This window comes from Halomonas sp. CnH100-B (genome assembly GCF_024124605.1).
Classification (GTDB): Bacteria; Pseudomonadota; Gammaproteobacteria; order Pseudomonadales; family Halomonadaceae; genus Vreelandella.
In genome coordinates this window covers 19,959-41,194 of sequence record NZ_JAMXRX010000005.1, presented here as the reverse complement: position 1 = coordinate 41,194, position 21,236 = coordinate 19,959, and the positions used below count along the sequence as shown (strand labels likewise).

15 protein-coding genes are annotated in these 21,236 nt (G+C 58.1%); 10 read left to right on the top strand and 5 right to left on the bottom strand.

All coding sequences use genetic code 11. The annotated features are described in order from the left end of the window. Window positions 1-130 precede the first annotated feature (130 nt). A complete protein-coding gene (purU, locus tag NH398_RS12455) occupies window positions 131-985 on the top strand; it encodes a formyltetrahydrofolate deformylase (protein WP_253018821.1) in 855 nt (284 codons plus the stop codon). Between the two features lie 17 nt (window positions 986-1,002). Beyond that, window positions 1,003-1,674: an energy-coupling factor ABC transporter permease gene (locus NH398_RS12450; protein ID WP_253018820.1), complete on the top strand. Its 672-nt coding sequence runs from the start codon at window positions 1,003-1,005 to the stop codon at window positions 1,672-1,674. Window positions 1,675-1,707: 33 nt separating this feature from the next. Here NH398_RS12450 and lexA read toward each other — a convergent pair whose 3' ends face one another. After that, the gene (gene lexA, locus NH398_RS12445; RefSeq protein WP_159341986.1) at window positions 1,708-2,388 is read right to left on the bottom strand and encodes a transcriptional repressor LexA; all 681 of its coding nucleotides are present in this window, start codon (window positions 2,386-2,388) and stop codon (window positions 1,708-1,710) included. 226 nt (window positions 2,389-2,614) lie between these two features. Here lexA and NH398_RS12440 point away from each other — a divergent pair, with 226 nt between their 5' ends. The 4 genes from NH398_RS12440 to NH398_RS12425 all read left to right on the top strand — a co-directional run bounded on the left by NH398_RS12440 (window position 2,615) and on the right by NH398_RS12425 (window position 5,503). After that, window positions 2,615-3,292 (top strand): TetR/AcrR family transcriptional regulator, encoded by a 678-nt coding sequence (locus tag NH398_RS12440; RefSeq protein ID WP_159341987.1) that lies wholly within the window; start codon window positions 2,615-2,617, stop codon window positions 3,290-3,292. Then, window positions 3,270-3,785, top strand: a complete 516-nt coding sequence (locus NH398_RS12435; protein ID WP_253018819.1) for a L,D-transpeptidase — start codon at window positions 3,270-3,272, stop codon at window positions 3,783-3,785. The genes NH398_RS12440 and NH398_RS12435 overlap by 23 nt, the downstream gene beginning before the upstream one ends. Window positions 3,786-3,870: 85 nt before the next feature. Continuing rightward, a complete protein-coding gene (gene nagZ / locus NH398_RS12430) occupies window positions 3,871-4,881 on the top strand; it encodes a beta-N-acetylhexosaminidase (RefSeq protein WP_253018818.1) in 1,011 nt (336 codons plus the stop codon). Window positions 4,882-4,924: 43 nt separating this feature from the next. Next, entirely contained in the window at window positions 4,925-5,503 is a 579-nt protein-coding gene (locus NH398_RS12425) for a hypoxanthine-guanine phosphoribosyltransferase (protein ID WP_159341990.1), read from the top strand. A 13-nt stretch (window positions 5,504-5,516) separates the two neighbouring features. Here NH398_RS12425 and NH398_RS12420 read toward each other — a convergent pair whose 3' ends face one another. After that, window positions 5,517-6,350, bottom strand: a complete 834-nt coding sequence (locus NH398_RS12420) for a pyruvate, water dikinase regulatory protein (protein WP_253018817.1) — start codon at window positions 6,348-6,350, stop codon at window positions 5,517-5,519. Between the two features lie 234 nt (window positions 6,351-6,584). On the opposite strand from NH398_RS12420, the gene ppsA reads away from it, so the two are divergent. After that, window positions 6,585-8,969, top strand: coding sequence for a phosphoenolpyruvate synthase (gene ppsA / locus NH398_RS12415; protein ID WP_253018816.1), 2,385 nt, complete (start codon window positions 6,585-6,587; stop codon window positions 8,967-8,969). Between the two features lie 153 nt (window positions 8,970-9,122). After that, window positions 9,123-10,910: a gamma-glutamyltransferase gene (ggt, locus tag NH398_RS12410; protein ID WP_253018815.1), complete on the top strand. Its 1,788-nt coding sequence runs from the start codon at window positions 9,123-9,125 to the stop codon at window positions 10,908-10,910. A 9-nt stretch (window positions 10,911-10,919) separates the two neighbouring features. Here ggt and NH398_RS12405 read toward each other — a convergent pair whose 3' ends face one another. The 3 genes from NH398_RS12405 to acnB all read right to left on the bottom strand — a co-directional run bounded on the left by NH398_RS12405 (window position 10,920) and on the right by acnB (window position 16,119). Next, the gene (locus tag NH398_RS12405) at window positions 10,920-12,806 is read right to left on the bottom strand and encodes a glycerophosphodiester phosphodiesterase family protein (RefSeq protein ID WP_253018814.1); all 1,887 of its coding nucleotides are present in this window, start codon (window positions 12,804-12,806) and stop codon (window positions 10,920-10,922) included. Between the two features lie 63 nt (window positions 12,807-12,869). Further along, window positions 12,870-13,364, bottom strand: a complete 495-nt coding sequence (gene rraA / locus NH398_RS12400) for a ribonuclease E activity regulator RraA (RefSeq protein ID WP_159341994.1) — start codon at window positions 13,362-13,364, stop codon at window positions 12,870-12,872. Window positions 13,365-13,515: 151 nt separating this feature from the next. Beyond that, complete coding sequence (gene acnB / locus NH398_RS12395) at window positions 13,516-16,119, bottom strand: bifunctional aconitate hydratase 2/2-methylisocitrate dehydratase (RefSeq protein WP_253018813.1); 2,604 nt, start codon at window positions 16,117-16,119, stop codon at window positions 13,516-13,518. A 522-nt stretch (window positions 16,120-16,641) separates the two neighbouring features. On the opposite strand from acnB, the gene NH398_RS12390 reads away from it, so the two are divergent. Both NH398_RS12390 and NH398_RS12385 read left to right on the top strand, forming a co-directional pair. Beyond that, a complete protein-coding gene (locus NH398_RS12390; protein WP_159341995.1) occupies window positions 16,642-17,298 on the top strand; it encodes a tRNA-(ms[2]io[6]A)-hydroxylase in 657 nt (218 codons plus the stop codon). Between the two features lie 29 nt (window positions 17,299-17,327). Next, window positions 17,328-21,233, top strand: coding sequence for an AAA family ATPase (locus NH398_RS12385; protein WP_253018812.1), 3,906 nt, complete (start codon window positions 17,328-17,330; stop codon window positions 21,231-21,233). Window positions 21,234-21,236 lie beyond the last annotated feature (3 nt).

Sequence of the window (21,236 nt, the reverse complement as noted above, 5' to 3'; positions counted from 1 at the left end):
CAATCATCGCGGCACCTGTCCACGGTGCTTCATCATCCGGCTTACGTTACACTAAGGTCGCTACAGAGTTTACCTGCCGCCCGGCAGGTGCTTGGCGAGCGTGCCGTTAAATACGTTAAGAGTGTTTGTGATGTCTCATTATTACCGGTTAGTTGTTTCCTGCCCAGACCAAGTGGGCATTGTGGCGCGTGTCTCAAGCTTTATTGCTCAGCAGGGTGGTTCCATTACCGAGGCAAGCCAGCACTCGGATTTAGAGACTGGCCGCTTTTTCATGCGTTATGAAATTCTGGCGGACTCACTCGGCATGTCGGCAGAGGCGCTGCGTACCGCGTTCGAACCCGTCGCTGCGGAGTTCGATATGCAGTGGTCGCTGGTGGATACCGAGAAACGCCGCCGCGTGGTGTTGATGGTATCCCGAGAGTCTCACTGTTTGGTCGACTTGCTCTACCGCTGGCAGGCAGGGGAGTTGGATTGCGATATCGTCGGCGTGATTTCCAACCATGACGATATGCGTTCGCTCACCGAGTGGTACGGTATTCCCTACCATCATGTGCCGGTCGATCCTGCCAACAAACAGCTGGCGTTCGATCAGGTGCAAGAGCGGATCGACGCGGCCCGTGCAGACTGTGTCGTGCTGGCCCGCTATATGCAAATACTGCCGCCCTCGCTGTGCGAGCGCTATGCAGGTCGAGTCATCAACATCCACCACAGCTTCCTGCCGTCGTTTGCCGGTGCCAAGCCCTACCATCAAGCCTATGAGCGGGGCGTGAAGCTGATCGGTGCGACATGCCACTACGTGACCGAAGAGCTGGACGCCGGGCCGATCATCGAGCAAGACATTCATCGGGTCAGCCACTGTCATACGCCTACCGACCTCGTTCGGTTTGGTCGCGACGTGGAGAAAGCGGTGCTGGCTCGCGGCTTGCGTTGGCACTTGGAAGATCGCGTACTCATCCACGGTAATAAGACGGTCGTCTTTAGTTAATCGATTCTGGGGGCGCTATGTCCTTTGCACAAAGCGTATTGGCACCGTGGGCGCTCGTGATGAGTGGGTTGTTGTCACTGGGTGTGATGGGCTGGTGCGTTTGGCTGCGCCCCTGGCAACCTCTTCTGGATGATCCGGCGCTTCAGCACCGCTGGCTGGCCGCAACCCTGATCGTCATGCTGTTTTGGCAGCTACGCGCGCAAGCGGTGGATTGGCTGACGCTGCATTTGGTCTTTACGGTGCTGATGACGCTGGTATTCAAAATGCCGTTAGCGCTTATCAGCAACCTGATGATCAACGTTGCCATGGTGGCGATTGGACGAAACGACTGGGCCCTGCTGGGGGCAAACGTGCTGGTCACCGGCATCGTACCTGCCATGGTGACAGGCGTAGTGTGGCGGCTGGTTGATCGCCGGCTGCCGGATAATTTGATGGTCTTTCTGTTTGCCTGCGGCTTTTTTGGTGCGGCGCTGTCGACATTGGGGGGTGGACTGTCGGCGGTGGCGCTCATCCTCATGGCGGGCACTGACCCTGAAGCCGTGTATCTGGCTCAAGAGTATGCCCGCTTTTTACCGCTGCTGATGCCTTCCGAGGCCTTTATTACGGGGATGCTGCTCAGCATCCTGCTGGTCTACCATCCGAACTGGGTGGCCACGTTCAATGACCACCGTTATATCGACTCCCAGTAACGCAGGCGAGTGTATGCAGAGCGTCGGTGAGGATCAGCCCAGTGCCTGACCGTTGCCTCCACGAATTACCCCAACGCCGACGCCTTCGATATCCAGTTGCTGCGTGCGCAGATCGATCTCGATGGGGGCAAAGTCGGCGTTCTCGGCAATCAACGTCACTTGATGCCCCTGGCGTTTAAAACGCTTGACCGTGACTTCGTCTTCTAGTCGTGCTACCACGATCTGACCATCCCGCACGCGGTCGGTACGGTGAACGGCCAGTAAGTCGCCTTCCAAAATGCCGACATCTTTCATGGAGAGGCCGCGTACCCGCAATAAATAATCGGCCTTGGGAGTGAAGTACTCGGCAGGCAACGGGCAGTAACGGTCAATGTGCTCGGCGGCCAGAATCGGGCTGCCAGCGGCCACTTCACCAATCACGGGCAATCCGTTGGGGAGAGGGTCAGCGGCGACCGATGCTGTGGCAGGGGCTGGCGTATCGGCAGGTTCCAGCGGCTCTTGATTAGGCAGACGGATCCCACGGGACGTATTACGAATAATGCGAATGGCCCCCTTGCGCTCTAACGCGCGCAGGTGCTCTTCCGCTGCATTGGGAGAGCGGAAGCCAAGCGCTTTGGCGATTTCGGCGCGCGTTGGCGGATAACCCAGCTCACCCATGGTCTTAACGATGAAATCAAATACGTGCTGCTGACGTGCTGTGAGTGGACGCGACATACCAAACTCCAAAACAGTGAAAAGACAGTAGCTACATGTCGGCTTAATCAGTATGTGGTTAAGTATACAGTATGTTGCTCTGTCCAGTACATGGCGAGGACCACGAAAGCTAGACAAACATGAAACCCGTCAATGACTAGGCACGAATTGGATAAGAGATTGAGCCAGCAAAGCGAATGGCATAGTATTCAGCGTTGTTTAAAACACCTGTTTTTTGGAGGGCGTTATGGCCCAGTCGGATACGGTAACGCGTATTTTGGATACGGCAGAGGTGCTATTTGCAGAGCGAGGCTTTGCCGAGACGTCGCTGCGCAATATCACTAGCAAGGCGCGGGTCAATTTGGCCGCCGTGAATTACCACTTTGGTTCCAAAAAGGCGCTGATTCAAGCGGTGTTCGCCCGCTATCTCGATCCGTTCTCGGCGCGCTTTCATACCGCACTGGATGAACTAGAGGCGCGCTACCAGGGCCAGCCGATTCCCCTAGAAGTGTTGCTGGAAACCATGGCGACCACGGTGCTCGCCGTTCCCGCCGAGCGCAATAGCTTAAAAGTGTTCATGCGACTGCTAGGGTTGGCCTACAGCCAAGCGCAGGGACATTTGAGGCGTTACATCCAGCAGCAGTATGGTGATGTGTTCACCCGTTTTACGGAGCTGGTGCGCAAAGCGACGCCGGATCTGCCGGACGCCGAGCGCTTCTGGCGGCTACACTTTATGTTAGGAACGGTAATATTCACGCTGTCAGGGCTGGATGCACTGCGCGATATTGCTGCCAAGGATTATCAAGAGCAGGTCACGGTGCGTGATTTGGTGCGACGGCTGCGTCCTGTCGTAGTGGCAGCCATGAATGCACCGTTACCCGCTGTGGTTGAAGAGGGTCACCATGGTAACGCCCAAGCTAGCTGAGCTGCCGCCAACACGCGGGGGTTGGATAGAGATCGATACCCAGCGCCAGAGGCTGTGCTGGTGGCAAGGGAACGACATTCAGCATGAGTGTGCGATTTCGACGGGGCTGGCAGGCGTGGGGCAGGAAGAGGGTAGCGGTCAAACACCGCTTGGCTGGCACTATGTGCGAGCGTCGATTGGCCGCGGTTGTCCGGATAATGCCGTGTTTCGTGGTCGCCGCTGGACAGGCGAAGTCTTTTCGCCAGAGCTTGCGGCCGCGCACCCCTCGCGCGACTGGATTTTGACGCGCATTCTATGGCTGTGCGGGTTGGAGCGGGGTGTGAACCGCGGAGGGAGCGTGGATTCCCAGCGGCGCTATATTTATCTGCACGGTACCCCCGAGGACCAGCCCATGGGCGAGGCCGCTTCTCACGGTTGCATACGCCTGCGCAATGACGATTTACACTTATTATTCGACCATGCCCAGCCCGGTACGCCGGTTTGGCTTCATTAAGCCCATAGATGCGGCGTCCTGCCAGAATTTTGACACGCTAAGCGGTTAGTCTAGAATGGCGCCCTTTTTTGTTGGACTCACCACCATGACGCAACCCATCGGCCCGGTCATGCTTGACCTAGAAGGGCCACAGTTATCCAACGCGGAAAAGCGCCTGCTAAAAGATCCCGCCGTGGGCGGTGTGATTCTGTTTGCCCGTAACGTCGAAGACGCTTATCAAGTTCGCAAGCTGTGCGAGAGCATTCGGCGTGTGAGAGGCGATTTGCTACTGGGGATCGATCAAGAGGGGGGACGTGTCCAGCGAATCAAGCAGGGCGTTACCCGGTTGCCCGCCATGGCGCGTCTTGGGGAGCTGTTCGCCAGCGACCCAGTAGCAGGTTTGAACCTCGCCAAAGATACCGGCTGGCTGTTAGGCATGGAAATGGCCGCCTGCGGTCTGGATATTAGCTTCGCTCCCGTATTGGACGTGGAAAGTGGCGTGTCAAGCGTGATTGGTGAGCGCAGCTTCAGCAGTGACCCGCTTCACGTGGCCAAACTTGGTCATGCATTTGTCGAGGGCTTGCATGATGCCGGCATGGCCGCCGTGGGTAAGCACTTTCCCGGCCATGGGGGCGTGGCGGCAGACTCCCACGTGGCGCTACCCGTCGATGACCGAACGCTGGCGGAATTGAAAGCCCGCGACCTCGTGCCGTTTCGCGAGTTGGCGAGTGTCTTGAATGGCGTCATGCCGGCCCATGTGATCTATTCGGCTTTTGACAAACGTCCCGCCGGATTTTCGCCAACATGGCTGGGCATGCTGCGTGAATCGCTCGGGTTCAAAGGGTGTATTTTTTCGGATGATTTGAGCATGGCCGGTGCGCACGAAGCCGGTGGCCCCGCGGAGCGCGCCAAGGCAGCCCTGGCGGCTGGCTGTGACATGCTGCTGATATGTAATGATCGTGCGGCGGCTCTTGAAGTCGTTCACGCCTGTGACGGGGTGTTGAACAAACGTCCTGCCAAATTACGTTACGGCCGCGCAAGGCCAGAGCTCGATGCTTTGGCTGCGCTTGGTCGCTGGCGGCGCACCCATGCCAAGCTCGACGCGTTGGCACACTGATTTTTATACCGTTATCTTTTTGAAGGCTTTGTGGAGAAGTAGCATGTCCAAGTTGGATACAGAAGCGCTTGAATCGCTGGATTCCATGCGTGAGTTGATGGATAACGCCGACTGCCTGATTTCGCAAGAACAGGTAGAGCGGGCGCTGGATCGCATGGCAGAGGAGATCACGCGTGACTTGGGCGACAAGCTGCCGGTGTTTTATTGCGTTATGAACGGTGGGCTCATCACGACGGGGCACTTGTTGACACGTCTGGGGTTCCCGCTAGAGGTGGATTACCTGCACGCCACGCGGTATCGGAACGAACTGCGCGGTGGTGAGCTTTTCTGGCGCGTCTCGCCTGAAGTGCCCATGGCGGGACGTCATGTGGTCATCGTCGATGACATTCTGGACGAAGGGGCGACGCTGGCCGCCATCCTCGAATACTGCAAAGAGGCGCAGGCCGCCAGTGTCACGACCGCCGTACTGGTCGACAAGCAGCACGACCGTAAAGCAGTGCCGGGTCTAAAGGCCGACTACTGCAGTCTGGAAGTGGCCGACCGTTACGTTTTCGGTTTTGGTATGGATTACAAAGGCTATTGGCGTAACGCCCCAGGGATTTTTGCGCCTAAGGGCATGTAATACAAAGCGTTGCCTAGCGGGGCGAGAAGCGCCTCGCTAGGCCCGTCTCCGCGATCATGCGGGTCGAAATCTCCTCCACGGAAAACCGCGTCGTATCGATGTAAGGAATGTGCATCGTTCGATACAGCGATTCCGCCTGCTCTACCTCCTGCAAGCATTGATCCATCGAGCTATAGCGGCTGTTGGGTCTGCGTTCATTGCGAATGGCCGATAGCCGACGGGCATCGATGGTCAAACCAAACAGCTTGTGTCGATGGGGTGCCAATGCTTTGGGCAGCTTGAGGTGGCCGTCTTCGTCCAGATCGTCCTCGGTCAGCGGGTAGTTGGCTGCACGAATACCGAATTGCAGCGCGAGATACAGCGACGTGGGGGTTTTTCCGCAGCGAGAAACGCCTACCAGAATGATGTCGGCTTTGTCGTATTGGTGCGTGCGTGCACCATCGTCGTTATCCAGTGCAAAGTGGACCGAATGGATGCGATCCATGTAGACATCGTCACTCCCGATGGAGTGAGTGCGACCGACGCTGTAGGAGGAGTGGGTTTCCAGCTCCTGTTCGAGCGGCTCCAGGAACGTCGAAAAAATATCCACTTTGAATCCTGACGCCTGACGAATGACGTTCCGGATGTTTTGATCCACGATGGTATCGATGATGATGGGGCGGTGACCGTCGCGGATAGCGGTGGACTCGATGATCTCGGCCAGTGCTTGGGCTTTCTCTACCGTATCGATATAGGGTTTGGTCAGCATGTTGATCTCGACATCGCTGAATTGGGCCAGCAGGCTGCGTCCCAAACTCTCTGCAGTGATGCCGGTACCATCGGAAATGAAAAAGGCCGTTCGCTTCATAGACTGTTCCGCCAGCTAAGGGTGCATGATGCGTCTATTGTGGGCTGCGTCTGCCGTCAGCACAACGCTTCACCGCCACTACATAAAACGGCTATATCAGTGAGTTGTTGTAAAAATCCTCCACTCCCTTCGCTGTTAGACCAATGGCGAATAGGAACGCGTGGTGCTAGGGTGACAGCGTCTAACAGTGTCGCCCTATGGGGTTGCAACAAAGTCTGAAAGCGAGGGGGTTGCGTGGAAGAGTACATTCTGTGGTTCGATCAGCTAGGTATGGCAGACGTCGAACGCGTGGGTGGTAAAAACGCCTCGCTGGGCGAGATGATTTCCAATCTGTCGGGGGTTGGCGTGACGGTGCCCGGCGGCTTCGCGACCACTGCCCACGCGTATCGCGAGTTTCTCTCCCATGAGGGGCTGAACGACCGCATTAATGACACGCTCGCTCGCTTGGACGTTGACGATGTCAAAGCCCTGGCCGAAGCCGGTAAGACGATTCGTCAGTGGATCATCGATACGCCACTGCCTCCCGCTTTCGAGGCCGCGCTGCGCGATGCTTACGAAAAGCTCCAGGCTCAGCACCCCAGTCTGAAAGTCGCCGTTCGCAGCTCTGCCACTGCAGAAGATCTGCCGGACGCCTCTTTTGCAGGGCAGCAAGAGACCTTCTTGAACATCGAAGGGTTTGCCAATATCAAACACGCCGTGCATGAAGTGTTTGCTTCGCTGTTCAACGATCGCGCCATTTCCTACCGCATTCACCGTGGCTACGCCCATGAAAACGTGGCGCTATCAGCAGGCGTCCAGAAGATGGTGCGCTCTGAAACCGGTGCTTCCGGCGTAATGTTTACACTCGATACGGAGTCAGGCTACCGCGATGCCGTCTTCGTCACGGCCTCATGGGGGTTGGGTGAAACCGTGGTACAGGGGGCTGTCAATCCCGACGAGTTTTATGTGCACAAGCCCACTTTGGCCGCAGCTCGCCCGGCGGTGCTGCGCCGCACGCTGGGGTCCAAGCTGATCAAGATGGTTTATGGGCAAGATGCTAGCGCCGGTAAGTCCGTCGACACCGTCGATGTACCTTTCAAAGATCGCGGTCGCTTCTGTATCAACGATGAGCAGGTGATGGACCTCGCCCGTCAGGCGGTGACCATCGAGCAACACTACCAGCGCCCGATGGACATCGAGTGGGCGCTGGATGGCGACGATGGAAAGCTCTACATCGTACAGGCGCGTCCGGAAACCGTGGTGTCTCAGCAGGAGGGCGGGAAGCTCGAACGCTTCCAGCTACGCGAAAAGGGCCGCACCCTGATTACCGGTCGCGCCATCGGTCAGCGTATTGGACGTGGAGCGGTCAAGATCGTCTTGAGTCCCGATGAGATGGACAACATTCAGGAAGGCGACATCCTGGTCACCGATATGACGGACCCCGACTGGGAGCCGATCATGAAGCGCGCTTCGGCCATCGTGACGAACCGTGGTGGCCGCACCTGCCACGCGGCCATCATTGCCCGTGAGCTGGGTATTCCGGCGGTGGTGGGCTGTGGCGATGCCACAACGCAGCTTCAGGAAGGTACCGACGTAACGGTGTCCTGTGCAGAAGGCGACACTGGTCACGTGTATGAAGGGCTATTGGCCTTTGACTGCAACGTGTCCAGCGTCGATTCGATGCCGGAAATCCCCTTCAAAATCATGATGAACGTGGGTAACCCAGATCGTGCGTTCGGCTTTGCAAGCTTACCCCATGCTGGGGTTGGCCTCGCGCGACTGGAGTTCATCATCAACCGCATGATCGGTGTGCACCCGAAAGCGCTGCTGGAATACGATACGCTGCCTGCCGATCTTCAACAGGTGATCGACCTGCGTACCGCTGGCTATGCCGACCCGGTGAGCTTCTACGTCGATAAGCTGGTCGAAGGGATCTCCACGCTGGCAGCAGCATTCTACCCGCAACGAGTGATCGTCCGCCTGTCGGATTTCAAATCCAACGAGTATGAAAACCTGATTGGCGGCAAACTCTATGAGCCGGGCGAAGAGAACCCGATGCTGGGCTTCCGTGGTGCTTCCCGCTATATTTCGGACGCATTTCGCCCTTGCTTCGAGCTCGAGTGTCGCGCGTTGAAGCGCGTGCGTGACGAGATGGGCTTCACGAACGTCGAAATCATGGTGCCATTCGTTCGCACCACCGACGAGGCACGCGAAGTAGTGGACCTACTGGCCGCTAACGGCTTACCGCGTGGCGGGGACGAACATCCAGACGGTTTGAAAGTCATCATGATGTGCGAGCTGCCAGCCAATGCGCTGCTGGCGGATGAGTTCCTCGAGTACTTCGACGGTTTCTCGATCGGGTCGAACGATCTTACCCAGCTAACCCTGGGCTTAGATCGGGATTCCGGCATCGTGGCGCATCTGTTCGATGAACGTAATCCCGCAGTGAAAAAGCTGCTCGCCATGGCGATCAAAGCCTGTAAAGAGAAGGGTAAGTACGTGGGCATTTGCGGCCAGGGGCCGTCCGACCACCCGGATCTTGCTAAGTGGTTGATGGAGCAGGGTATCGATTCGGTGTCGCTCAACCCTGATGCGGTCCTGGAAACTTGGTTCATGCTGGCAGGTGAAACCATCGCCTAACGCATTGTTCATACGCTTAGCGTGCTTGCTATTTTGCGCCCGACCATTGTGTCGGGCGCAGTCGTTTTATAGGCTACGCTGTTGTTTGAACGACGACCGGGCGATTCCGCCTAGGATGTTAACGTCAGCGCGAAGGTTTCAAGGAGAAAAGCGATGCGGCCAACAAGGGCACTCTCACTGACTGGTTTACTGCTGGTGCCAATGGTGAGCTGGGGGTTTAGTTACGAGACACCCTCCATTACACCGGAAGTGGGATCAGGTTTCGAAGAGAAGCCCGGTTGGGCGGCTGACACCTTTGCCGTGGCGGCAGCGAACCCGCTAGCCACCGATGCAGGCTACCAAGTGCTCAAAGCGGGTGGCAATGCCATCGATGCGGCAGTAGCCGTACAAATGGTATTGACACTGGTCGAACCGCAGTCCAGCGGTATCGGCGGTGGCGCTTTTTTAATGCACTTCGACGGAGCGAAGGTGCAAGCCTACGATGGCCGCGAAACGGCGCCTGCCGCAGCCACTGGGGAGCTATTCATGGAAAACGGTGAGCCGCTGCCCTTTATGGATGCCGTGGCCAGCGGTCTCTCAGTGGGTGTGCCCGGTACGGTACGCATGTTGGAGCAAGCCCACGCCGAGCACGGACAGCTCCCTTGGGAAGCGCTCTTCGAGCCTGCGATCACGTTGGCAGAGGAGGGGTTTGCCGTCAGTCAGCGACTGCATACCAGTCTTGCCAACGACGAGGCCTTGCGTCAGAACGAGCGTGCCCGGGCATTTTACTACACAGCCGATGGCGAACCGCTTGAGGTGGGTACCTCTCTAAAAAATCCTGCGTTGGCTGCCATTTTGCGCCTTATCGCGGAGGAAGGCAGCGCCGCATTTTATGAAGGAGCGGTCGCGGAGGATTTGGTCGAGCAAGTGCAATCACACCCCGTCCGGCCAGGTACCATCACACTGGAGGATATCAGCGGTTATCAGTCGTTAGAGCGTGAGCCGCTGTGTACTCCCTGGCAGCAGTGGGAGGTGTGTGGTTTTCCTCCCCCCTCGTCGGGTCATCTTACCGTCATGCAGATTCTAGGTATGATGGACCAGCAGCCGCTGCTCGAAGCGCCGCTGGAGGATGGCGTGACCAGCAGCGGTTGGTTGCATCAGTTCTTGGAAGCCTCTCGACTGGCCTTTGCTGACCGTGGTCGCTACATCGCCGATCCTGACTTCGTCGATGCACCCGGCGGCGACTGGTCGCTGATGCTGGCGCCCGATTACCTGGACAAGCGTAGCCAGCTCATCGGCGACGAGAGCATGGGAGAAAGCGCCGAGCCTGGTAACCCAGGCGAACTCACCGTTAGCTTTGCCAGCCAGCCGGAGCAGCCCGAGTATGGCACGAGCCACATCAGCATCGTCGATGCCGACGGCAATGCCATCGCGATGACCACGACGATCGAACAGGCCTTTGGATCTCGACTACTGGCGGATGGCGGGACCGACCTGCCCGGCGGTTACTTGCTCAACAATGAGCTAACGGATTTCTCGTTTACCCCAGAGATCGATGGCCAGCCAGTGGCCAACCGCGTCGAGCCGGGTAAGCGACCCCGCTCTAGTATGAGCCCGACCCTGGTGTTCGACCAGGAAACCGGTGACCTGGTGGCGAGCCTAGGCTCCCCGGGGGGAGCGGCCATCATTCACTACACGGCGCGCACGCTGGCGGCCATGCGCGATTGGGGGTTGAACGCCCAAGAGGCGTTGAATCTCCCCCACGCGATTACCCTAGGGGGGGATGTTTACCTGGAAGAGGGGCGTTTTCCCGAATCGACGATCGAATCACTGCGTGAACGTGGCCATACCGTCAGTGAGCGTGAGTTGACGAGCGGCTTGCAAGCCATCCAGCGTTTGGAAGATGGCACCCTGTACGGCGGTGCCGACCCTCGTCGTGAAGGCGTCGTCATGGGCGAGTAAGACTCGCTGTCACTGGCGTAGCCAGTTACGTAGCTTAACCAACATGAGGCCGCCGTCGCTGAGAGCACGGCGGTCTTCGATGAGAGCACGCAGCCGATCTGGGTAGTCGGTGATGATGGCATCGACCCCTAAGTCAATCAGCGCCGACATGCGTGCTCGGTCATTGACCGTCCAGGCATGAATTTCGTACCCAAAACGAGCCGCCAAACGAACTTCCTGTCCGCTAATACGGTTATGACGCAACCCCAGCGCGTCAAACTGGCGACGATCCAGCGTGCCCGGCAGTATTAGCTGCGCCAGCAGTGTCACCCGTAGTTCGGGCGCCTGCGCTTTGATGAAGCGTACCAAGTCAGGTGACATGGTCGCCATGCGCATCTCCATCAGCGCATTGGGAAAACCGCAAGCGGCCATGCCGGTCAGTGCGCTCTGCTGCGTCGCCCAGCAGCGATAGCGAATGTCACTCTCCTGATTCAGCGTCTCGATGACCGCGTGTGCGAGCGCTTGCTCTTGGCCCGGTAGCGCTTTCATATCGATCATCAGTGACGCCCGACCGCGAACGGTGCGCAAGGCGTCATCCAGCCCAGCGATGCGCTCGTTCTGGAACGCGTCGCCAAACCAGCTGCCTACATCGATGTCGTTCAACTCTCGACGCGTCAGATCACCAAATTCCCGTGGATCGCCGGTGAGCCGAGCAAGCGTGCGGTCGTGATACAGCATAACCTGTTGATCGGCGCTCAAACGAACATCCAGCTCAACGGCGTGGGCTCCATCCTCCAATGCCTGCGTGACGGCCGCCAGCGTATTCTCCGGTGCCACCATGGAGCTGCCGCGATGGGCAATGATGGTTACGCTGTCGCGGATCTCGAAGCTGTTGAGAATCCACCATGCTTGCAGACCTGCCAAAAGCAGGACACTGAGCTCCAGTGCCCATGCCATGCGTCCAGAGTGTGCATCGGCCGTCGGTGGCGCTGGGCGGGGTTCTTGATGGGCCAGTTGTACGTATAGACAAGCCGACAGCAGAGCGTTAGTGGCAATACCCAGAAAGGTGAGGGTCAGGGTGATTAATACGTAGCCAGTCAAGTAGGCCAGCATCGCCGGTATCAACAAGGCGTTATGCTCGGGGAGCCACCACAGTAACGGCGTGACTATGCTGTCGAACAGCCATGTAATGACGATGGGTAGGCTGATGATGATCAGTAACAGAGTAAGTACCGCGCCGCCAATCGAACGATGCCAGCCGCGGGTCAAGCGAACGCTTCGTTTTAGCGCTTGTAAAGGCGAGCAGGTTTCCAAAGCCACGAGCGGCAGTGCCAACAGCCAGCGTAAGTACAGCCATGCGGCTAGCAGCATCCACAGCGTGACGAGCGGAAGCGCGCACGCCAGAAAATACCACAGCACCGGTGGGCGGACGCGCTGAAGATAGTAAGGATCGATGCCGCTCAGCCACAGCTCATACAGCCACGTCAGCGCCAACATAAAGGGGGCCATGAGCAGCAGGTGGCTGCCCACTTGCAGGATGACCAGCAGCGCCAGCGCCGGAAGTCGTCGAGTGCTTAGCCACAACGCCTCGAGTGCCAGTCGGTAGTGGTGGTCTTTCGGCCTCACCGCAACGTGCAGCATGCCCGCCTGCTGCCAGTAGATCAGTAAAAACGTCAGGCCAAGGCCGACCAGCATGACCAGTAACCCTGTAGGGCTGAAAAGCAGCGCCAAGAGCGCGTCCGTCGTAACCACCGTGCGATTGAGCTGCGCCAGCAAGCGCTGGGACAGCCAAGCAACGGCTGGAACCAATAAGGCAGAGGCCAGCAGGGTAAATAGCAGGTGATAAGCAATCAGTGGACGGAGATGGTCTCGCAGGGTGCGAAGGAGGGCATGGCCTAATGAGGTGAGCGGCTGCATGGTCACAAAAGTGTCAGAGTGAAGCCTCAGGGTGGCACTCTCTGCCACCCCTGGCAAGTGGGTTCAAGAGAGCTTTAACGGCTGCTCGGCTATGAGAATGCCGTTGTTGTCGGCATAGAGCCATTGACCAACGCGCAGCGTGACACCCGCGAACGTGACCGCAACGTCTCGCTGGCCCTCGCCGCGTTTATCACTTTTACGTGGGTGGCTGCCCAGTGCCTGGACACCTAGTGGAAGGGTGGCCAGGATATCGACATCTCGGACACAGCCATACATGACGACCCCGGCCCAGCCGTTTTGTGCGGCCTGCTCCGCTAGCATGTCGCCGAGCATGGCGCAGCGATGCGACCCACCAGCATCCACTACCAGCACGGCGCCTTCACCGGGCTCCGCCACGGCCTGCTTCACTAGGGAGTTGTCTTCGAAGCACTTTACCGTACGAATGGGACCATAAAAGCTGTCGACACCGCCGAAGTTTGCAAAGAGAGGCTCGAGCACCTCGACATCGGGGTAAGCGTCGCACAGATCGGGCGTAACCACTTGAGTTGTCGTTGTCATCGTTGACTCCTGTGTTGACGGCACTATGGTTCACAGCGTCATAAAAAACGCCCCAACCTCGAAAGGAAGGGGCGTTCTGTCATCGGCTCAGCGAGGTATTACCCTGGCTGCGATGTTGCGAGCATCGGCGATGGGTCGGTGCCACTGGCGATTAAGCCTCTTGGGCTACCGGAATCACGTTCGAGGCGATTTTTTGATACTCCTCGATTTCGTGGAAGTTCATGTAACGATAGATCTCGCCTGCCATGGCGTCAAACTCACCCATGTAACGCTGATACTCATCAACGGTCGGCAGACGACCTTCTACAGCAGCAACCGCTGCTAGCTCTGCCGAGGCGAGGTAAACATTTGCACCATCGCCCAGACGGTTCGGGAAGTTACGTGTAGACGTGGACACCACGGTGCTTTTCGCTGCAACGCGTGCCTGGTTACCCATACACAGAGAGCATCCCGGCATTTCCATGCGAGCGCCTGCACGGCCATAGATGCCGTAGTAACCCTCTTCGGTCAGCTGGTGCTGATCCATTTTTGTCGGTGGTGCGAGCCACAGACGGGTTTTCAGGCTGCCCGCAGGCTGTTTCTCGAGCAGTTTACCTGCCGCGCGGAAGTGACCAATGTTGGTCATGCACGAACCGATAAATACCTCGTCGATTTTTTCGCCGGCAACGTCAGACAGTAAGCGGGCGTCGTCCGGGTCGTTCGGGGCGCAGAGTACCGGCTCTTTGATGTCAGAGAGATCGATCTCGATGACTTCGGCGTATTCTGCGTCTTTGTCGGCACGCATCAGGCTCGGGTTCGCCAGCCATGCTTCCATGCCTTCGATACGGCGGCTGATAGTACGCTCATCGCCGTAACCGTTGGCAATCATCCACTTCAGCAGTGTGATGTTGGATTTCAGGTACTCGGTCACGCTCTCTTCAGACAGCGTGATGGTGCAGCCAGCAGCGCTACGCTCAGCGGAGGCATCGGAAAGCTCGAATGCCTGCTCGACGGTGAGGTCTTCCAGGCCTTCGATCTCCAGCACGCGACCAGAGAAGGCGTTTTTCTTGCCGGATTTCTCGACCGTCAGCAGACCTTGCTTAATCGCGTACAGCGGAATGGCGTGAACCAGATCGCGTAGCGTAACGCCCGGCTGGCGCTTGCCTTTGAAGCGCACCAGAACGGATTCCGGCATGTCCAGCGGCATGACGCCCGTAGCGGCGGCGAAGGCCACCAGGCCAGAACCGGCAGGGAACGAGATGCCCAGCGGGAAGCGGGTGTGGGAGTCACCGCCAGTTCCCACGGTATCCGGCAGCAGCATGCGGTTCAACCAGCTGTGGATGATACCGTCGCCGGGGCGCAGCGAAACGCCGCCACGGTTCATGATGAAGTCCGGCAGGGTGTGGTGAGTGTCCACATCTACTGGCTTCGGATATGCCGCCGTGTGGCAGAACGACTGCATGACCAGATCGGCTTGGAAACCAAGACATGCCAGGTCTTTCAGCTCGTCACGGGTCATCGGCCCCGTGGTATCCTGAGAGCCTACGGTGGTCATCTTCGGTTCGCAGTACATGCCGGGACGAACGCCGTCCATGCCGCAAGCCTTACCCACCATCTTCTGCGCTAGCGTAAAGCCTTTGCCGGTATCGGCCGGCTGATCTGGCAGGCGGAAGACATCAGAGGGCGCTAAGCCCAACGACTCACGCGCTTTGCCGGTCAGGCCTCGGCCAATGATCAACGGAATGCGGCCGCCAGCACGCACCTCATCAAGAATGAGCTGAGTTTTCAGTTCGAAGGTGGTCAGCACGTCATCGGTGCCGTGTTTGCACACTTTGCCTTCATAGGGGTAAACGTCGATGACGTCGCCCATTTCCAGTTTGGAAACGTCCATTTCTACGGGCAGTGCACCGGAGTCTTCCATGGTGTTGAAAAAGATCGGTGCGATTTTGCCGCCAAAGCAGAAACCGCCAGCACGCTTGTTCGGGACATAAGGAATGTCGTCACCGAAGAACCACAGTACGGAGTTGGTGGCGGATTTACGCGAAGAGCCGGTGCCGACGACGTCGCCGACATAGGCCACTGGAAAGCCTTTGGCTTTGACGTCTTCGATCTGCTTGAGCGGGCCCGTGGTACCCGGTACTTCAGGCTCGATGCCTTCGCGCTCGTTTTTGAGCATGGCGTTGGCATGCAGCGGTATATCGGGGCGTGACCAAGCGTCCGGGGCGGGGGAGAGATCGTCGGTGTTGGTTTCACCGGGTACCTTGAATACGGTGAGGGTGATTTTCTCTTCCAGCGCCGGCTTGGAGAGGAACCACTCGGCATCGGCCCAGGATTGGATCACATCTTTGGCGACGGCATTGCCTTGTTTGGCGCGCTCTTCCACATCGTGGAAAGCATCGAACATCAGCAGAGTGTGCTTGAGCTGTTCACCGGCTTCGCGGGCCAGTTCTTCGTTATCCAGCAGCTCCACCATAGAGACGATGTTGTAACCGCCCTGCATGGTGCCGAGCAGCTTGACGGCATGAATTTTGTCGATCAGAGGAGAGGTTGCTTCCCCTTTGGCAATCGCGGTCAAAAAGCCGGCTTTGACGTAAGCCGCTTCGTCGACACCGGGGGGCACGCGGTTGGTGATCAAGTCGAGGATGAACTCCTCTTCACCGGCCGGGGGCGCTTTGAGCAATTCGATCAAGGCCGCGACTTGCTCGGCAGTCAGGGGCTTGGGTGGGACGCCCTCTGCGGCGCGTTCCTCGACATGTTGGCGGTAAGCTTCAAGCACGTTGGGGCCCTCTCATCTTCTTGGTAGTGATGACTCAGTGGTGCCGAACGACTGCTAGCACGGTGGGTGAGGCGTTCGGACACGTGACATACGCTTGACAAACAGCGTCTGGTGGATGAGCGAGATTCTACGGGAAACTGTCGACAATGTTAAGAAGCCAAGCTAAGTGCTTGCTTGTACTTTATGTTGAGGCGCTGATATTCGGCTCCTTCCAAGCCGTTTTTTTCGTTAATGTGCCTTATATCTGAAAGTTTTTTACCAATCGGGGTGTTTTACGGTAAGGGCGGGTGTGATTATTGTGATGCCGCGTTACCATAGCCACTGATTTATAACGATGGATCGCGCGTCATTACGCGGTTTATGGGGTGTGTGGAGCACCAAATAAATCGGGCTTATATATTAGCGATATGCTATATGAGAATTGAGCCGTCATTTAATAAGCGGCCTTTGGTTATTAGGGAACAAACGCCAACGGCGTTTATATATTGTACAATAGTGTGATAAACGCTCGGTAGCGGTATTATGTCTATACAATTAGTCGAACTCAAAACGGCAGAGCACTCCCTTCAAGCGGACGATCTGCTGCCTGAAAGTCTTCATCAATTTCTTGCCTGCCCCACGCCGGATACCTGGCTTCAATGGGCGCTTGCCAATCCTGAAACACTGCTGATCGATCATGCACAGTGCGAGAAAAAAGCGGCTTCCACGGCCATGAGCTTGTTATATCGCTACGTGGATCAGCCGCTGTTGCTCAGTAAAATGTCACAGCTTGCTCGTGAAGAGCTGCTCCACTTCGAGCAGGTCGTCGGCCTCATGGAGAAGCGCGGGGTGGCGTACCATCACCTAACGGCATCGCGCTATGCCGAAGGACTGCGCCAACACTTACGCAGCAATGACCCCGAGCGTTTGATCGATGTGCTGATCATCGGTGCTTTGATCGAAGCGCGAAGCTGTGAGCGCTTTGCTCGGCTCATTCCTTACCTAGACGAAGAGTTGGCAAAGTTTTACCGCACGCTGGTGAAGTCAGAGGGACGCCATTTCGAAGATTATCTGCTGTTGGCCCGCCAACAGACCGATGAGCCGATCGACGATCGCATTGCCTTCTTCGTTGCACGTGAAGCGGAGTTGATCACGACTCCCGATACGGCGTTTCGTTTTCATAGCGGCGTGCCCGCCTAAGCCGCCGCTAGCCAGGCAGGATGTATTCCATGCGCGATGCTCAACAGACAGATCAACTGACCTTGTTTGGTCACTTCTCCTTAACGCAGGGGGAGGACGTACTCACTCATTTCAGTTACGACAAAGTGAAAGCCCTGTTGGTGTATCTGCTGTTGCATCGCCAGCCGGTCAATCGGGCAGCGCTGGCGGAGTTGCTTTGGCCAGATCAGGGGCTATCGTCGGGGCGCACCAACTTGCGCCACGCCTTGCACTGCCTGCGCCAGTCCATGGGTGACAACGCCGACCAAGTGCTGAATGTCTCTCGTCAGACGATTGCGTTTCACTTGCCGGCCCACTGGCAGGTCGATCTACACGATCTGCAGCAGCTACTGGAAGGCCCTAAGGATCTAGACACTCTCGAAGACGTCATGGCCTGCTACCAAGGCGATCTCATCGAAGAGCTTCAACTCGCCAGCTGCAGTGAATTCCAACGCTGGCTCGTTCAGGTGCGCAACGAGTGGCGCCAACGGGTGATCCGCTTTGCCGAGCAGGTGCTGGAGACCCATGACGAAACGCCGGACGGCATGCTGGAAGGGCTGGTCAGTCGCTTTTCAGGGTACGGGCCTTTCCATGAGCGGCTGGTGCGTCAACTGGCAGAAAAGAACCAAATGGCCGCCGCTCACGAACAGTACAACAGCTATTTACAGCTGTTGGCGCTGTCGGGTCAGCAGCCGGAACCCAGCTTTTTGCAGCTGGCGAGCTACTGGTCAGACGGCCACCACGACCCGCGCGCCATGTCACCCCAAGGGGCCTTTTCTCGCGCGTTGGCCGCCGATAGCAAGCCGCTGCGTGAAGATGAAATCGAGCTGCGCCAGCTATCGGTCATGGCGATTCGTTTGCGTTTGAAAGGGGATTGGCAAGATCGCGCCGCTACCCGCAACTGTCTTGCGCTTCAACTAGAGCTGATGCGCTGGCTGGAGCAGCAATGCCACCATTTGGGCGGTTTTTGGCTTCCAGGGGCGACCGGCGGCTTGGGCTTGGCATGCTTTGGTACGCATGGCCCAGCACACCAGCTCGCCGAGCTGGTCGCGCTTTACGAACACTGTCGCCAAGCGCTCCCCCAGGAAACCCAGCGCCACTGGAGCGGCGACGGCGAGGCTCCCTCCTTTGAGCTGGCGGCGGGTCTCAACAGTGGCCGCGTGGTTTATCTGCCCGAGCGCCAGTTTGCGGACCCGCTGGGCCAAGTCACCCAGGTATCGCTTGAATTGATGAGCGCTGCCGAAGGCAGTGAACTGGTGATTTCGCAAGAAGCTAGCCAGCACATGCCCCCCGCACTAGATCTGCAGCCGCGCTTGGTCTCGCGGCTAGTGGCCAGCGACGGTCGCGTTCGCTTGCGCGCACTGGTATTGGGTCAGAACGAGGGTGGCCGTGATGCGCTGCCGCCGAGTCTGGTCGGCCGCGAAACGTCGCTGCGTACCCTGCGGGATGCCCTGGCAAGGGCCGGCATTGGTTTACGCCAAAGCGTTTTGGTACGCGGGGCGTCTGGGATGGGGAAATCGGCGTTGATGGTGGGGTTTCGTCAGCTCGAACTGAGTCGCGATGCTGCCATCTGCTGGCAGCCCACCACACGCCTATCGGTGTTAGAGCCGTATGGCGTCGCGCGCACGCTCTTGGCTTGGCATCTCGATACGACGCCGACGCTGGCAGCGCTGCATCAGTTGCAGTCATCGCTGGGCGAGACGCCATTGGACGATGCGCGACAGCAGCTGTTAGAAGAGGCGCTGGGCGTTAGAGACGTTCAGGAAATCACCCAGCTCACACAAAACGGAGAAGCGGTAGAGCTGGTCGTGAAACTGCTGCACCGTCTGATCGACCAGCGCGCAGGCACCCAAACCCTCGTCTTGATGGTCGATGATTTGCAGTGGCTTGACGAGCCCTCCTTCAAAGTCCTTGCCGGGTTACAAGCGCGTCTGCCCATCAATACTGCATTCATGCTGGTCGCGAGCCATCATGGTCGTGAATCGCTGCCGGTGAAGCTGCATTGGGATCAGCAAATTACCTTGGGTAAACTCGATGCGCTGCAGTCGTCGCGACTGCTGTCGCAACTCTCCCGCCGGTATCGAATGCATTTGAGCCCCCGTTTGCGCAACCAAATCATCGAGCGATGCGACGGTGTGCCGCTCTATATGCAGGAGATTTGTCGCCGTCTAGACATGGATCGCCGCGAAGGGCGCAGCGTGCAGTTCGATGAGTTGCCGAAAGGGTTGCTGGGTCTACTGGCCAGCCGTATCGATCAGTTGGAAGGAGATCGCGAGATCGCCCATATCGCTGCCGTGCTGGGCAAGCGCTTCCGTCTGGATTTCTTGGCCGAGTGTAGCGGATGGGACAAGACGCGGCTCTCCCAGGCGGTGGAGCATATGCGCCTTTTGGAGATCATCGAGCCAGTGGACAAAGAGAGTGGTGAGCATGAGTACCAGTTCAGCCATCAGCTTCTGCAAGAAGCGGCGTACCTCTCCTGTCCACGAGACGTGCGGGTGAAGTTGCACCAGCAGGTCGTCACCTTGATCGAAGAGCGTTTCCCGGTGTGGATCAGCCGCCATCCTGGCGATTTCGCGACGCACCTACGCCGCAGCGGTCATTACGCCCGGGGGGCGCGCTATTTCGAGCTGTCTGCCCGTGAGGCTCTGAAAGTGAGTGCCAATCGTACAGCGCTGCGAATGGCCGACTTCGGTTTGGCGAGCCTGCGCCATGTCGAACATGAGGTAGAGCGCGAAGTCAGCTTGCTGACTGTGCGAGGCCAAGCGGCTTTTGCGCTGGAAGGCCACGGTTCGCCCACCGCTCACGAGAGCTTCGTGCGCGCGCGGGAGCTTTTGCGTCAGTCCGGAGGTGACACCCTGGACGACCCGGAAGATTTGGAGCAAATTTTCCTCGTGAAGTGGGGGCTATGGGTCGGCCGCAGCCAGCGGTACGCCCACGCGGATGCTTTTGCCCTCGCGTCCACGCTGGCGGACATCGCCGAGCGCCTGGAAGACCCTCGCTATCGTCGCTTGGCTGACTACGCGCGAGCGCACTGTGAGTACTGGGCCGGGCGCATTCAGCAGGCTCACGATCATCTGGATGAGATCGATCCGCTCAATGCACAAATGATGATCGAATGGCTGCCGTTCTCGGATCATCCCCAGGTCACGGCGGCCTGTTTCCAGGGCTGGGCGCTCTGTTTGCGTGGCGACTACCAGCGCGCCGAGCGCCACGTATCGTCGGCCATTCGGCTGGCCGAGAAAATCGGTCATCCGGGCACGCTGGCCATGGCGCTGATGTTTGCCGCTGCCCTGTATCGTCAGTTGGGACACGTGCATCTCGCGGCACGTCACGCCGAGCGTGCTGCCGCCATGACCGGCACCCCGGATCTACAGCTTTGGCAAATTTCTGCCCAGGGCGTGCTGGGTTGGCAGAAGGCCATGGCAGGGGATCACGCAGGGCTGGTGCAGTTGAGAGACAGCCTGGATCAAATGGCCGAGTTAAACGGGCGAGACCGCTTCCAGCGCCCTGTCCTATGGTACTCGGACGCCTGTATCGAACTGGGCGAACTAAAGGCTGCCGAGGAGTATCTGGATCAGTGTCTGGTCATAGCTCGCGAGCGCACCACGCTCTTTTTACCCGAGCTGGCGACTCAATTGGCGAGAGTGCGTGATTTGCTGGGGCACCCCGCCAGTGAAGTGAGGGCATTGGCCGAGATGGCGATCGTCCAGTCACGGGAACATGGTAATCGCCATCAGGAGCTGGCGGCCCTGGAGCTTTGGCTAACCCGAATTGCGCCCAACGATCAGGCGGCCAAAGAGGCCTTCCGTCGGCTGTTGAGCGAGGTGAGCCACAGTGATGCGCCGGTCTTGGTCCGCTGGGTGAGCCTGCTGGACCGCCGTTTACCTCACTCATTGAGTGTCGAAAGCGAGGTTTGAGCG

Coding starts and splice junctions, on each gene's coding strand:
- nagZ (WP_253018818.1), top strand. CDS start 3,871: ATGACGCAACCCATCGGCCCGGTCATGCTTGACCTAGAAGGGCCACAG.
- NH398_RS12405 (WP_253018814.1), bottom strand. CDS start 12,806: ATGCAGCCGCTCACCTCATTAGGCCATGCCCTCCTTCGCACCCTGCGA.
- rraA (WP_159341994.1), bottom strand. CDS start 13,364: ATGACAACGACAACTCAAGTGGTTACGCCCGATCTGTGCGACGCTTAC.
- NH398_RS12450 (WP_253018820.1), top strand. CDS start 1,003: ATGTCCTTTGCACAAAGCGTATTGGCACCGTGGGCGCTCGTGATGAGT.
- ggt (WP_253018815.1), top strand. CDS start 9,123: ATGCGGCCAACAAGGGCACTCTCACTGACTGGTTTACTGCTGGTGCCA.
- NH398_RS12425 (WP_159341990.1), top strand. CDS start 4,925: ATGTCCAAGTTGGATACAGAAGCGCTTGAATCGCTGGATTCCATGCGT.
- lexA (WP_159341986.1), bottom strand. CDS start 2,388: ATGTCGCGTCCACTCACAGCACGTCAGCAGCACGTATTTGATTTCATC.
- NH398_RS12420 (WP_253018817.1), bottom strand. CDS start 6,350: ATGAAGCGAACGGCCTTTTTCATTTCCGATGGTACCGGCATCACTGCA.
- NH398_RS12385 (WP_253018812.1), top strand. CDS start 17,328: ATGCGCGATGCTCAACAGACAGATCAACTGACCTTGTTTGGTCACTTC.
- NH398_RS12440 (WP_159341987.1), top strand. CDS start 2,615: ATGGCCCAGTCGGATACGGTAACGCGTATTTTGGATACGGCAGAGGTG.
- purU (WP_253018821.1), top strand. CDS start 131: ATGTCTCATTATTACCGGTTAGTTGTTTCCTGCCCAGACCAAGTGGGC.
- NH398_RS12390 (WP_159341995.1), top strand. CDS start 16,642: ATGTCTATACAATTAGTCGAACTCAAAACGGCAGAGCACTCCCTTCAA.
- NH398_RS12435 (WP_253018819.1), top strand. CDS start 3,270: ATGGTAACGCCCAAGCTAGCTGAGCTGCCGCCAACACGCGGGGGTTGG.